General features: G+C 30.2%; 16 protein-coding genes. 13 read left to right on the top strand and 3 right to left on the bottom strand.

Going from position 1 to position 14,169, the window contains the following annotated elements; all coding sequences use genetic code 11:
• The first annotated feature begins 4 nt into the window (after nt 1-4).
• The 10 genes from B3J31_RS08110 to B3J31_RS08065 all read left to right on the top strand — a co-directional run bounded on the left by B3J31_RS08110 (nt 5) and on the right by B3J31_RS08065 (nt 10,501).
• Complete coding sequence (locus B3J31_RS08110) at nt 5-1,723, top strand: B12-binding domain-containing radical SAM protein (RefSeq protein WP_346873854.1); 1,719 nt, start codon at nt 5-7, stop codon at nt 1,721-1,723.
• A 236-nt stretch (nt 1,724-1,959) separates the two neighbouring features.
• Nucleotides 1,960-2,286: an ATP synthase F0 subunit B gene (locus B3J31_RS08105; RefSeq protein WP_150845505.1), complete on the top strand. Its 327-nt coding sequence runs from the start codon at nt 1,960-1,962 to the stop codon at nt 2,284-2,286.
• Nucleotides 2,273-4,234: a V-type ATPase 116kDa subunit family protein gene (locus B3J31_RS08100; RefSeq protein ID WP_150845506.1), complete on the top strand. Its 1,962-nt coding sequence runs from the start codon at nt 2,273-2,275 to the stop codon at nt 4,232-4,234. The genes B3J31_RS08105 and B3J31_RS08100 overlap by 14 nt, the downstream gene beginning before the upstream one ends.
• A 24-nt stretch (nt 4,235-4,258) precedes the next feature.
• The gene (locus B3J31_RS08095) at nt 4,259-4,732 is read left to right on the top strand and encodes a V-type ATP synthase subunit K (protein WP_150845507.1); all 474 of its coding nucleotides are present in this window, start codon (nt 4,259-4,261) and stop codon (nt 4,730-4,732) included.
• A gap of 17 nt (nt 4,733-4,749) precedes the next feature.
• Nucleotides 4,750-5,352 (top strand): V-type ATP synthase subunit E, encoded by a 603-nt coding sequence (locus B3J31_RS08090; protein WP_346867237.1) that lies wholly within the window; start codon nt 4,750-4,752, stop codon nt 5,350-5,352.
• Between the two features lie 15 nt (nt 5,353-5,367).
• Nucleotides 5,368-6,369, top strand: coding sequence for a V-type ATP synthase subunit C (locus B3J31_RS08085; RefSeq protein ID WP_346867238.1), 1,002 nt, complete (start codon nt 5,368-5,370; stop codon nt 6,367-6,369).
• Nucleotides 6,362-6,670, top strand: coding sequence for a V-type ATP synthase subunit F (locus B3J31_RS08080; protein WP_035131363.1), 309 nt, complete (start codon nt 6,362-6,364; stop codon nt 6,668-6,670). The genes B3J31_RS08085 and B3J31_RS08080 overlap by 8 nt, the downstream gene beginning before the upstream one ends.
• 17 nt (nt 6,671-6,687) lie before the next feature.
• Nucleotides 6,688-8,463: a V-type ATP synthase subunit A gene (locus B3J31_RS08075; protein WP_150845510.1), complete on the top strand. Its 1,776-nt coding sequence runs from the start codon at nt 6,688-6,690 to the stop codon at nt 8,461-8,463.
• A complete protein-coding gene (locus tag B3J31_RS08070; RefSeq protein ID WP_035131359.1) occupies nt 8,456-9,838 on the top strand; it encodes a V-type ATP synthase subunit B in 1,383 nt (460 codons plus the stop codon). The genes B3J31_RS08075 and B3J31_RS08070 overlap by 8 nt, the downstream gene beginning before the upstream one ends.
• A 3-nt stretch (nt 9,839-9,841) precedes the next feature.
• Nucleotides 9,842-10,501 carry a V-type ATP synthase subunit D gene (locus tag B3J31_RS08065; RefSeq protein ID WP_035131357.1) on the top strand — a complete coding sequence of 220 codons (660 nt, stop codon included), beginning with the start codon at nt 9,842-9,844 and terminating at the stop codon, nt 10,499-10,501.
• Nucleotides 10,502-10,545: 44 nt separating this feature from the next.
• Here B3J31_RS08065 and B3J31_RS08060 read toward each other — a convergent pair whose 3' ends face one another.
• On the bottom strand, nt 10,546-10,995 hold the full coding sequence (locus B3J31_RS08060; protein ID WP_346867239.1) for a bis(5'-nucleosyl)-tetraphosphatase: 450 nt from the start codon (nt 10,993-10,995) through the stop codon (nt 10,546-10,548).
• A gap of 281 nt (nt 10,996-11,276) precedes the next feature.
• Between B3J31_RS08060 and B3J31_RS08055 the strand changes: the two genes are divergently transcribed.
• The 3 genes from B3J31_RS08055 to B3J31_RS08045 are packed head-to-tail and all read left to right on the top strand — an operon-like array spanning nt 11,277 to nt 12,961.
• Nucleotides 11,277-12,047: an aminoglycoside adenylyltransferase domain-containing protein gene (locus B3J31_RS08055; protein WP_346867240.1), complete on the top strand. Its 771-nt coding sequence runs from the start codon at nt 11,277-11,279 to the stop codon at nt 12,045-12,047.
• A 28-nt stretch (nt 12,048-12,075) separates the two neighbouring features.
• On the top strand, nt 12,076-12,228 hold the full coding sequence (locus B3J31_RS08050; protein WP_346867241.1) for a hypothetical protein: 153 nt from the start codon (nt 12,076-12,078) through the stop codon (nt 12,226-12,228).
• Nucleotides 12,218-12,961, top strand: coding sequence for a coenzyme F420-0:L-glutamate ligase (locus tag B3J31_RS08045; RefSeq protein WP_346867242.1), 744 nt, complete (start codon nt 12,218-12,220; stop codon nt 12,959-12,961). Before B3J31_RS08050 ends, B3J31_RS08045 begins: the two co-directional genes overlap by 11 nt.
• A 91-nt stretch (nt 12,962-13,052) precedes the next feature.
• Here B3J31_RS08045 and B3J31_RS08040 read toward each other — a convergent pair whose 3' ends face one another.
• Together B3J31_RS08040 and B3J31_RS08035 are read right to left on the bottom strand one after the other, a co-directional pair.
• Nucleotides 13,053-13,547 carry a metallophosphoesterase gene (locus B3J31_RS08040; RefSeq protein ID WP_346867243.1) on the bottom strand — a complete coding sequence of 165 codons (495 nt, stop codon included), beginning with the start codon at nt 13,545-13,547 and terminating at the stop codon, nt 13,053-13,055.
• A 240-nt stretch (nt 13,548-13,787) separates the two neighbouring features.
• Nucleotides 13,788-13,994, bottom strand: coding sequence for a DUF378 domain-containing protein (locus B3J31_RS08035; protein WP_035135773.1), 207 nt, complete (start codon nt 13,992-13,994; stop codon nt 13,788-13,790).
• Between the last annotated feature and the right edge of the window lie 175 nt (nt 13,995-14,169).

The following is a 14,169-nucleotide window of genomic DNA, read 5'->3' as shown; positions in this document are numbered from 1 at the left end:
AAAAATGAAAGTAGTTTTAGTTGCAGTAAATTCAAAGTATATACACAGCAATTTAGCAGTAAGATATTTAAAAGCATATACAAAGGATTTAGATTATAATTGTCACACTATGGAGTTTTCTATAAATGATAGAGAAGAAAGAATAGTTGAAGAAATACTATATGAAAAACCAAATGTAATAGGATTTTCCTGTTATATTTGGAATATTGAGTTTGTTAAAAAGGTATCAACTTTAATAAAGCTTATAGATAGTAATATTGAAATTATATATGGAGGCCCAGAAACTTCTTATAATCCTATTGAGTTTTTAACAGAAAATGTAGGTGAATATTTAATTGAAGGAGAAGGAGAAGAAACCTATAGAGAATTAATTAATTTTAAAATAAATATTGAAGTTAATGGAGATAATAATAATTGTGAAAATATTAAAGGATTATACTATAAAAGTAAGGAAGGTATTATATATGGAGGTAATAGACCATTAATGGATATGAACAATATAGTATTTCCTTACGAAGCTGAAGACGACTTAAAAAATAAAATTGTATATTATGAAGCTTCTAGAGGATGTCCTTTTAATTGTAAGTACTGTTTATCTTCAACTACCCATGGAGTAAGATTCTTAAATATAGATAGAGTGTTAAAAGAACTACAATATTTTATAGATAAAAAAGTTAAATTAGTTAAATTTGTTGATAGAACCTTTAATTGTAATAAAACTTTTGCAAATGCTATATGGAGTTATCTAATTAAAAATGGAGAGAATACCTGTTTCCACTTTGAAGTATCTGCAGATCTATTTAGTAGGGAGTCTATAGATATATTAAGTGAAGCACCTAGAGACATGTTTCAATTTGAGGTAGGTGTTCAAACCACCAATAACGAGATATTAAGAAATATAAATAGAACTATAGAATTTTCAACTATTAAAGAAAAAGTATTAGAGCTAAATAAACTAAAGAATATTAAGCAACATCTAGATTTAATTGCAGGGTTACCTGGTGAAGACTTTAACTCCTTCAGAAAATCCTTTAATGAGGTATATGAGATTAGTCCAGAAGAATTACAATTAGGATTCTTAAAGCTTTTAAGAGGTTCTCAAATGAGGGAAGAAAGTGAAAAATGGGGAATGGTTTATTCACCTTATCCACCTTATGAAATTCTAAAAACAAAAAATATAAGTTATGATGAATTAATTATACTAAAGAAAATTGAGCATATGGTCGATAAGTATTTAAATAGTGGTAAGTTTTATACTATATTAAATTTCTTTAAAAAAAGTAATAAATTCAAAGATATATTTGAATTCTACTATGAACTATCTAAATTTTATGATAGCAAGGGATACTTTAAACGCAGCATAGCATCTGTAGATTATTACTCTCTCTTTGTTGATTTTAATGACTATATTAAAGCTGGTGAGAAAGATTTATTATTAGATATAATAAGATATGAGTATTTCTCATATAATAACACAAAGTGGATACCTGATTTTCTAAGAATAGATATGAGTAAAGCTGAGGATAGAAATATAAAAGAATACATTATGAATAAAAATTCTATAGATAATATAAATAAAATAAGTGTGTTTAAATTTAATCATAATATACAAAGTTTTATTGAATGTGGAGAAATAAAAAAAACCTTAAATTATATTGCCTTTATAAATAATCCCATTAAGGAAAGAATATTTATACAGGAAAATGATTTAAAAGTTCAATAAAATGTCAAGTAAAATCTTTGTTATTTTAAAAAGTACAATGTATTAATTTTTTGTATTGATATATTGTACTTTTTAAGAAAACTGATATAATAGATTTTAATATATCTTTTAAAGAGTTCAGTCAATCTATGTTATGTGTTATCTAATACCACTTAATTATTATGTTTAAATAAGTAAAGAAAGCAGACTTAATACAAGTGGTTATATATAATTAATACTTAAAAGGTGGTGATATTTTGGCGCTAGAAGCAATTAGTAAAATTCAACAGGCCGAATCTACTGCAAAGGATATATTAGATAAAGCAGTAGAAAATAGCAAACAAATAATTAGTGATGCTCAAGCTAAAGGCAACGAAGAGTACCATGCTATCATTGAAGATGCTACAGAAAAAGCAAAAAAAATGAAAGAAGATGCTCTTAATAAAGGAAATGAGGAGTCACAACCAACCTTAGCTAAAGGGGATGATGAAGTAAAAAATATAATTAATACTTCTAAGGAAAAGATTGATTTAGCTATTAATTTAGTAATTGAGAGGATAGTGAAGTTCAATGGCAATAGTTAAAATGAATAAATTTATGCTCTTAGCCTTTGAAAATCAAAAAAAATCTTTGCTTGAGAAACTGCAATCCTTCCAAAATGTACAATTCCTAGATTTAAGTAAAAATGAAAGTAGTGAATTGAATCAATTAAAAAGTGATAGTGCAAGCAGTGAAATTTCTGAAGTAGAAGGTGAATTATCAAAAGTAAAATTTATTATTGAGCTTTTGAGCACATTTAGTGAAAAGCCTAAGCTACTAAAAGACCTAAAGGAAGGAAAAAAGAGCTATAGCTATGATGTGTTAGAGCAGATTACAAATACCTCTCATTGGCGTGAGGTATATAGTGACCTAAAACAAAAAGATAATAAAATAAACACGAATTATAATTATATAACTAAGTTAAAGGCCAATATAGAAGAGCTAAAACCATGGGAAGCTTTAGACACTTCAGTAGAAAGCATAAATGTACTAAAAAAATCTAAGGCTATACTAGGTGAAATCCCACAAGGGAATGTAGACTCTTTAAGGCTTAAGTTAGAGGAAACAACTAAAAACTACTACTTTGAAGTTATTAGCAACATAGGTAGAAACAGCTACATAATGGTGATAGTTCACAATGATGATTTAGCTGATATAGAACAATTGTTGAAATCTCTAAACTTCGGTAAGATTGATATTCAATGTGATGGTGTACCTAAAGAAGTTATAAAAGAATACAAAAAAACCATTGAATCAATAAATACAGAAAATAATTTTATTCAAGAAGGTATGAAAGAACATGTTAATAAACTAGAAGAATATAAAGTAGTTTACGAATACTACAGTTCTTTATTATTAAGATTAAAATCTACCGAAAATTTCCTGAAGAGTAAAAACATTGTGGCTATAGAAGGATATTATCCTTCTGAATTGCATAATGACTTTCAAAGTACATTAAAAAATATTTTAGGTGATGATTATTATTTAGAGTCAGAATCCGCTGAAGGTGACGATGTACCCGTTAAATTGAAAAATAATAAAGTCTTTGAATCCTTTGAAAATATTACATCTATGTATAGTGTACCTAAGTATAAGGAGATTGATCCAACACCACTGTTAGCACCTTTTTACATATTCTTCTTTGGAATGATGCTATCAGATGCGGGATATGGCTTTGTGATGTTTGTAGGTACTTTAATTGCACTTACTACTTTTAATTTAGATGAGGACACGAGAAAATCTATAAAGATGTTTTTCTTGTTAAGTCTTTCTACTATATTCTGGGGCATCATGTATGGTAGTTATTTTGGAGATTTTATCAAGATAGCTCCTCTATGGATGAAACCAGATAGTAATGTGGGATTATTAATGATTGTCTCTGTAGTAATGGGACTAATTCAAATTTATGTAGGTCTTGGAATTAAAGCATACATGCAAATAAGAGATAAAGATTACTTTGGAGCCTTTGCAGATGTTGGATTATGGTATATCACCCTAACTGGTGCAATTATTTGGGCATTAAGTGGCTTTGTAGACTTAGCTTCCCTTGGAGTTCCATCCATAGTAAGTATTATAGGAAAATATGCTACTATTGCTGGAATGATAGGAATTGTACTAACCAATGGACGCCAAGAAAGTTCTATCGGTGGTAAGTTAGGCCAAGGTTTTTATTCCCTATATGGAATTACATCCTATGTAGGTGATTTAGTTTCTTACACCAGACTTGCAGCTCTAGGGCTTGCAACAGGGTTTATAGCCTATGCGTTTAACATTATGGTAAGTATGGTATCAACCTCATGGGCTACAGTTATATTTGGAGTAGCAATATTTGTAGTAGGCCATGTATTTAACTTATTTATTAACGCATTAGGTGCCTATGTTCACACATGTAGACTACAATACCTTGAATATTTCGGAAAATTTTATGAAGGTGGAGGTACATCCTTTGAGCCTTTAAAATATAATTCTAAATATTTTAAAATATCAAAATAGATAAATTAGGAGGAGTAAAATATTATGATGGATTTTTTAATGGAAAACGGTGGAATAATTATAGCAGCTATAGGAGTTGCTCTTGCAGCAGCATTACCAGGAGTAGGATCAGCAAAGGGTGTTGGTATAGTTGGTGAAGCAGCTACAGGACTTTTAGCAGAAGAACCAGAGAAGTTTGGTAAAGCCTTAATTCTTGAATTACTTCCAGGTACTCAAGGATTATATGGATTCGTTATAGCACTTTTAGTATCTTTACAATTATCACCAGACATGTCTTTTGGTCAAGGTTTTTACCTATTTGCAGCTTGTCTTCCAATAGCTATAGCAGGATGGAAATCAGCTATATCTCAAGCGAAAACAGCAGCTTCAGCAGTTCAAATTTTAGCTAAGAGACCAGAGCACAATACAAAGGGTATTATATTAACTGTTATGGTTGAAACTTATGCACTTTTAGGATTTGTAATGTCTCTTCTACTAGTAATGAGTGGTAACTTTTAATTAAGGAAGTGAATAATATGTCTAATTTGGATAATCTTACTTCTAAAATTATAAAGGATGCAGAAGTAAAAAAGATTGAAATTTTAAATGAAGCTACCGTTAAAGCTGATGAAATAATTAAAAAGAAAACAGAAGAGGCCAATAAAAAAGCTTCTTCTATTTTAGAAAAAGCTGAGATGGAAAGTAAAACTATTAAAGAAAGAATTATCTCAAAAACTGATTTAGAAATAAGAAATAAAAAATTATTAGCAAAGCAACAAGTTATTGAGAAAGTATTTGAAACAGCTAAGGAAAAGCTAAAAGCTATGAATGCAGAAGAATTCACTAAATTTATAAAGAACTCTATTATGGCTTTAAACATTGATGGAGATGAAGAAATAATTATAAATCCAGTGGATAGAGAAAAGCTTCCAGAAAAGTTCTTAGCAGAAGTGAATAAGTCCTTAATATCTAAGGGCAAATTAGGAAATTTAAAATTCAACGTAAAAACTCATGAAATAGATGGTGGTTTCATCCTTAGTAAAAATGGAATTGAGATAAATAATTCCTTTGATGAACTTGTGAACTCACTTAAATATGAATTAGAGTATGAAGTTGGGAAAATATTGTTTACAGAATAGTAAGGAGGTATTTAAATGGACAGAATGGATTTTACCCATGCTGTAGCTCGATTAAGGGTAATGGAAAAAAGACTCCTTGATAAAAATAAAATTGAAAGATTATTAGATAGTGATGGGCCACAGGAAGTTTTAAAAATATTACAAGAAACTACCTATGGCGATCTAATTAATAATACAGATTCAGTTTATGATTATGAAAAAATCCTTAAGGAAGAGCTAGTGAATCTTTACAGCACTTTATATAAAATATCTCCTGTAAAAGAAATTATAGATATTATGAGTTTAAGATATGATTATCATAATATTAAAGTTTTATTAAAGGCAAAAGCCTTGGGCAAGGATTTATCTAATATTTTAATACCAATAGGAACAATTCCTTTAGATATTCTTAAAAACTGTATATTATCTGATGAATTAAAATCCTTAGATAAACATATTGAAGAAGTTATCACTAAGGTAGAAAAAGAGTTTGAGGTTAATTCTGATCCTCAAGTAATAGACACTCTTTTAGATAAATACATGTTTGAAGGTATGATAGAAAAAGCAAGGAATATAAATGTTCAGTATATAACTAGATATGTAAATGAGTCCATAGATATTACTAATATAAAGACTATGCTTAGAGTTAAAAAGCAAAATAAAGATGGTAGATTCCTTGAAGGTGTATTAATACCTGGTGGAACTATAAATCATAATTTTTTTATAGAAGGAATAAATGAATCCCTAGAAATCTTTACTAGTAAAATATCTAGAACTCCTTACTCAAAGGTGCTACATACCATCTTAGAAGAATACATGGCTACAGGCAGCATTTCATCCCTAGATGTACTCTATGATAATTATATTATGGATCATGCAAGGGAAGCTAAGAGAGTTAACTTCGGACCAGAGCCTATCATTGCATATATAATTGCTAAAGAAACTGAAATAAAAATAATTAGAATTATTATGGTAGGAAAGATTAATAAGGTTGCTACTGAAGTTATCAGAGAAAGGTTGCGTGAACTATATGTATAAGATAGGTGTAGTTGGAGATAAAGATTCAATACTAGCATTTAAGGCCTTAGGAATTGATGTTTATCCAGCAGTTGAAGCTGAAGAAGCAAGAAAAATTGTAGATAAAATGGCTTTTGAAAATTATGCTGTAATATTTTTAACTGAGCAATTAGCTCAGCATTTAGAAGAAACTATTGAAAGGTATAATAAAAAGCTTATACCTGCAATTATACTTATACCAAGCAATCAAGGTACGCTAAATATTGGTAAACAAAAAATCAGTGATTATGTAGAAAAAGCTGTTGGAGTAAATATCTTATAGAAAGGTAGGTAAAAAACTTGAAGAATGGTACTATTGTTAAAGTTTCAGGTCCATTAGTAGTTGCTAAGGACATGGATAATGCTAATATATTTGACGTTGTAAAAGTTGGTGAAAAGGGACTTATTGGTGAAATCATTGAAATGAGAGGCGATAAAGCTTCCATTCAGGTTTATGAGGAAACCTCTGGTATAGGACCTGGAGATCCAGTAATTACAACAGGAGAACCATTAAGTATAGAACTTGGACCAGGATTAATTGAAGCTATGTTTGATGGTATTCAAAGACCACTTAATGCTTTGCAGGAAGCCGCAAATTCTCATTTCCTTAAAAAAGGTGTTGCAGTAAAATCACTAAACAGAACAAAAGTTTGGGAATTTAATGCCACAGCAAAGGTAGGAGATGAGGTAGAAGCTGGAGATATTATTGGAACAGTACAAGAAACTGCCGTAGTTCTTCACAAAATAATGGTTCCTTATGGAGTAAAAGGAAAGATTAAAGAAATAAAATCAGGTAACTTTACTATAGTTGAAACTGTATGTATAGTTGAAACTGAAAAGGGTGATAAAGAGTTAACCCTAATGCAAAAATGGCCAGCTAGAAAAGGAAGACCTTATGCTAGCAAGTTAAAGCCTATAGAGCCAATGGTAACAGGACAAAGAGTTGTAGATACATTTTTCCCAGTAGCTAAAGGTGGAGCTGCAGCGGTACCAGGACCTTTCGGAGCTGGTAAAACAGTAGTTCAACACCAGATAGCTAAATGGGGAGATACAGAAATTGTTGTTTATGTTGGATGTGGTGAACGTGGTAATGAAATGACAGACGTTCTTAATGAATTCCCAGAACTTAAAGACCCTAAAACTGGTGAAAGCTTAATGAAGAGAACAGTACTTATTGCTAATACTTCAAATATGCCAGTTGCAGCCCGTGAAGCTTGTATCTATACTGGTATAACTATAGCAGAATACTTTAGAGATATGGGATACTCAGTTTCTATAATGGCAGACTCTACTTCAAGATGGGCTGAGGCTCTTAGAGAAATGTCCGGTAGACTTGAAGAGATGCCTGGTGATGAAGGATATCCAGCTTACTTAGGATCAAGACTTGCAGATTACTATGAAAGAGCTGGTAAGGTTGTATGTTTAGGAAAAGATGGTAGACAAGGAGCCGTTACTGCCATTGGAGCCGTATCTCCTCCAGGTGGAGACTTATCTGAACCAGTTACTCAATCTACTTTAAGAATAGTTAAGGTTTTCTGGGGACTAGATGCTCAATTAGCTTATAAGCGTCACTTCCCTTCAATAAACTGGTTAAGTTCATACTCATTATACTTAGATAGTATAGGTGAGTGGATGGATAATGAAGTAGCATCAGATTGGTCGAAGCTAAGGATTGAAGCTATGACACTACTACAAGAAGAAGCTAGCCTTGATGAAATTGTTAGATTAGTAGGTATAGATGCGCTATCTGAAAAGGATAGATTAAAATTAGAAGTTGCAAAGTCTCTTAGAGAAGACTATTTACAACAAAATGCTTTCCATGAAATAGACACTTATGCTTCACTTGGCAAACAACATAAAATGCTAAAATTAATTCTATTATTTAGAAAAGAAGCTGAACGTGCTTTAGAATCTGGAGTTTATCTAAACAATATATTAAATTTACCTATTAGAGATAAAATTGCAAGAAGTAAATATATTGAAGAAGATAATATTGACACTATCAATAACATCGCTGAGGAATTAGTAGTAGAAATTAATAGATTAATTAGCGAAGGAGGGGTTCTAGATGCTTAAAGAATATAGAACAGTTACAGAAGTTGTAGGACCTTTGATGGTTGTTGAAGGTGTTGAAGGCGTTAAATATGATGAGTTAGTTGAAATAGAACTACAAACTGGAGAAAAGAGAAGAGGTAAAGTTCTAGAAGTTAATGGTTCTAAAGCAATGGTTCAACTTTTCGAAGGTTCATCTGGTATAAACTTAAAAGGTACTAAAGCTAAATTTCTAGGAAGACCTCTAGAACTTGGTGTATCTGAGGATATGTTAGGAAGAATATTTGATGGTATGGGAAATCCAAACGATGATGGTCCTAGTATTATAGCTGAAAAAAGAGTAGATATAAACGGTGAGCCAATTAACCCAGTATCAAGGGATTATCCATCTGAATTTATTCAAACTGGAATTTCTGCTATAGATGGGCTTAATACTTTAGTTAGAGGTCAAAAATTACCTGTATTTTCAGGTTCAGGACTTCCACATGCACAATTAGCTGCTCAAATAGCACGTCAAGCTCAAGTTCTTAACTCAGATTCTAAGTTTGCCGTTGTATTTGGAGCTATAGGTATAACTTTTGAAGAAGCTCAATTCTTCGTAGATGAGTTTAAAAAGACTGGTGCTATAGATAAATCAGTACTATTCATGAACTTAGCTTCAGACCCAGCTATCGAGAGAATAGCTACCCCAAGAATGGCTCTTACTACAGCTGAGTATTTAGCTTATGAAAAAGGAATGCACGTACTTGTTATATTGACTGATATAACAAACTATGCAGAAGCTTTAAGAGAAGTATCAGCTGCTAGAAAGGAAGTTCCAGGTAGACGTGGATATCCAGGATATCTTTATACTGACCTATCTACTCTTTATGAAAGAGCTGGAAGATTAAAAGGTATAGAAGGATCTATCACTCAAATTCCGATTCTTACAATGCCAGAGGATGATAAGACTCACCCAATTCCAGACTTAACTGGATATATAACAGAAGGACAAATTATTCTATCTAGAGAGTTATATCAAAAGGGTATAATGCCTCCAATAGATGTATTACCTTCACTATCAAGACTTAAAGATAAAGGAATAGGTAAGGGTAAAACTAGAGAAGACCATGCAGATACTATGAACCAATTATTTTCAGCATATGCACAAGGTAAGCAAGCAAAAGAATTATCAGCAATTCTAGGTGAATCTGCTCTTTCAGATGCAGATAAAAAATATGCTAAGTTTGCTGAGGCTTTTGAAAATGAATATGTTTCTCAAGGATTTAATACAAATAGAAGCATAGAAGAAACTTTATCTCTTGGATGGAAGCTTCTAACCATACTTCCTACTACAGAGCTTAAGAGAATTAGAGATGAATACCTTGAAAAGTATATGCCTAAGGGAGATGAGGCATAGCATATGGCAAGATTAAATGTCAATCCTACTAGAATGGAGCTATCCAAATTAAAGAAAAGACTAGCTACAGCAACTAGAGGGCATAAACTTCTTAAAGATAAACAAGATGAATTAATGAGAAGGTTCATAGATTTAATAAAATATAACAATAAGTTACGTGGTGAAGTTGAAGATAAGCTTCAAGGTGCCTTTAAGGATTTCCTTATGGCATCAGCAGCTATATCACCTGAGTTCTTGGAAGAAGCTATTTCTTATCCTAAGGAAAGCATATCTTTAGAGCTAGCAGAAAAAAACATAATGAGTGTAAATGTACCTGTTATGAACTTCGTACGTAAGCTAGAAGGTGATTCAGGTAGTATATATCCTTATGGATTTTACAGTACTTCCTCAGAACTTGATAATTCTATAGAACAGCTTTATTTAATACTTCCTAAGCTTCTAGAACTTGCAGAAGTAGAAAAGTCTTGTCAGCTTATGGCTGATGAGATTGAGAAGACAAGAAGAAGGGTAAACGCTCTAGAATATATGACAATTCCTCAGCTTCAAGAAACAATTAAGTATATTAAAATGAAGCTGGATGAAAATGAAAGAGGTGCTTTAAGCCGTCTAATGAAAGTAAAAGATATGATGGAAAAAGCACAGGCTGCAGCTGAGCAGATGTAAAAGAGGTAACCTCCGGGTTACCTCTTATTTTAATATTAGTTTACTTAATTTCTCTCACATAAAAATTTGTTAGCCTCACTAAGGATTCTTCGCCCACTTTCATAGGTTAATAAGCTCTTAGCTTCCTCATAATTGCACCATCTATAATCCTCAATTTCTTCTACTTGAATTTTAATTAAACTATTATCAGCTTCTCCTAAAAACAATACCACTTCTTTTTCAATAAAATTATCAATATTATATTTATCTGTAGCTCTAAACCCATCTATTAAGTTAACTTTCAGTCCACATTCCTCAAAAACTTCTCTTAAAGCTGTTTCTTCTTCTGTTTCTGAATATTCCATATGACCTTTAGGGAATCCCCAATAACTATCAAGGCCAATACTTTTTAAAAGTAAATATTGAATTCCTTTATTTGAGGTTGTATATACTACTGCTCCACATGATTTTTCATAGCTCATATTCTCATCCATATTATTAATTAAAATATCCATTATTTTATCTCCTTAATTAACTTTTCTTAATATACCTAAAGATTTTTAAAAAAATCACACCTTCTATGAAAATAATTAAATTCAAAATATATGAATATTATACACTAACTTCAATATTATTATTATAAATTTATGAATTATATTTATATAAATGGTATAATATAACTACTATTTCAAAATACATTAATAAAAAATATTATTAAATCAGTTAAAAGCTTCATCAAATTTATCATAGATATTTGTAATGAAAATTATAGCTTATAGGAAAGGATTTATATAAAATGCAAAATATAAAAATCATATTAGATAGTATAGTAGAAAACTATAAAACCATATTAAAGGATAACTTAATAGGAATCTATATTCATGGTTCTTTAGCTATGGATTGTTTTAACCCTGATATAAGTGATATAGATTTTTTAGTAGTAGTAAAAGAAAACCTAAATGCCAATGATAAAAGAAAGCTTGTAAATATTTTATTAGAACTATCTAAAGATGGACCAGGAAAAGGTTTGGAAATGAGTGTACTTTTAGAAAAGGATGTTAAGAACTTTAAGCATCCAACTCCATATATACTTCACTATTCTAATGCATATAAAGCAACTTATGAAGCTAATCATAGCTATTTATGTGAAGATGGAGAAGATCCAGATTTAGCTGCTCATATTACAATAACAAGAGCTAGAGGGATTTGTATATATGGTAGCTCCATAGAAGATATATTTTCACCTGTACCAAGAAAAGACTATTTAAAATCAATTTATTTTGACATAGCAAATTCTAGAGAAGAAATTATAAAGTTGCCTATGTATACTATTCTTAATCTTTCTAGAGTTTTATATTATCTTAAAGAAGACGTTATTTGTTCAAAAAAAGAGGGTGGACAATGGGCATGCTCTAATCTTCCGAAGGAGTATATAAAGACTGTGGAAAAAGCTTTAAACTGCTATGAAAAAGGAGAAGAAGCTGATTTTAAAGAAAAAGATCTAGTTAATTTTGCAGATTTTATTATGAATAATATAGATAACTATTTTAATAGTGAGGTGAATTAATTTCGTAGTTCCATATGGAAATATTGCGATGGAAAATGGAAAATGTTTTTTCATCAAGGAACTTTATCATGTAAATTTGAAATTGAAAATAAATTATATAAAAACTAAAGATGGTATAATAGATTGCTCTAAAGAGTCGTTAAGATATTTAAAAAGGATGGTAGATAAAGATGCAAATTAATGTAGGTGGTATTGATAATATACCAATAATAAAACCAGGTGATGATTTGGGTAATATTATTTGTGAAGCCTTGACAAATAATAATATCCAGTTATTAGACAATGATGTTTTGTGCGTTGCATCAAAGATTGTATCTATTTCTGAAAATAGGATTGTTAATCTAAATGGTATTATTCCAAGTGAAAAAGCGTTAGAAATACATGATAGAGTTTTAAGAAAAGATTCAAGAATTATTCAATTGATGATTGATGAAAGTGGTGATCTTAGTGGTTCAAAGCTAGATGTTTCTGATAATTATATAGGGTGTTGGCTAAAAAGTGGACTTAAATTAACAAGTGCTGGTATTGATAAGATTGATGAAAATTATGTTGTTTTATTACCAAATGATTCAAATTTAAGTGCAAAACAAATTGCAAATACTCTATTTTTAAGATTTAAAAAGAAGGTTGGCGTTGTAATAACAGATAGTGATGGAAGAGAAGATAAAGTTGGTGCAACTCAAGTTGCAATTGGAGTATATGGAGTACCACCTCTGAGAAATACGGTTTATTTCAACAATGGAAAGAAAAAAATTATAAGCGAAACTATATGTGATATGATGGCTGCTACAGCTGGCCTAATTATGGGGCAAAGAGGAAAAAATATACCAGCTGTAATAATACGGGGCTACAATTATACTTTTGATACACACGCTAAAATTGAAGATGCATTGTGTATAAATAAAAATGAATAAGAAAGCTGTCGTAAATGGCATTAAAATATAGATTAAAGCTTTAATAAATATATAATATGACAAGGGATGTATCAAAAAGATGGCTTTTCTATTATACTTCTACAGCCTTTAATTCAGCTGCAACTATAACTCCCTCATCATCAATTTCTATGAAGCCTATATATTTTCCTTTAGCCCATGGAGAAGGCTTAGGGATACTGCCAGGATTCATAAATATAATATTTCTATATTCTTCTTTAAGAGGTATATGGGTATGACCAAAGAGTACCACATCTGCACCAATGCTCTCTGCTTTTATAGCTATACTATTCATGGTACTTTTCACCTTATATAAATCTCCATGAGTAAAGAAGATTTTTATTCCATTAATAGTAAGAGTATCTTCTTTAGGATATGTATTAGAAAAATCACAGTTTCCAGCCACTGCATATATTTCACCTTTAAAAGTTTTTTCTAAGAGTTTTACGTCTTCTATGCAATCTCCTAGATGAATAACTATATCAGATTTTAAATTATTTATATATTTTGAAGCTACTTTTAAAGCTCTTTCATTATGATGAGTATCACCAATAAAAGCAATTTTCATGTTATCCCTCCAATAAGTATATATTTCCGTAAAATATTATACCATTATTCTTTGGTATAGAGGATAAATGAGTCTATTTTATTCTAATATTCCAATGACACATCCTCTGAGATCCCCATGAACAGTACAACTATTTAACTATTTATATTTTTTCATAGTTTAATAGTTTCCTACATAAAAATAGAAATAGTTCCATATATAAATATTTACATATAGAACTATTTCTTAATATTAAAGATACTATTTTTTATTGAGACAATATAAAAATCTAATCATATTTATGCCTGCTAGTCCTACTAATATATATATTGCTCTAACTAGCATATCTGAAAAACTAAAGATGAAATGAACAAGATCAAAATTGAAGAGTCCAAATATTCCCCAATTAATTGCGCCTATAATAACAAGTACAAATGATATTTTGTCTAATAAATTAATTTTGCACATAAAAACTTCCCCCCATTTTAATTATATTATGATATGTTTAAATCCATTAATATATTTTATGTTTAATATATATGATATATTTGGATAAAATAGAACAATGAGAATAACCTATTATTATAAATAACACGAATTTTAATTGGACTTATATTTATATAATATGTTATAATAGTGAATG

Origin of the sequence: Clostridium sp. UBA5988 (genome assembly GCF_002435615.1) — a bacterium.
Classification (GTDB): Bacteria; Bacillota; Clostridia; order Clostridiales; family Clostridiaceae; genus Clostridium_J; species Clostridium_J sulfidigenes.
Note: the sequence above shows the minus strand (reverse complement) of the source record. Positions and strands in the feature narration are given on the sequence as shown.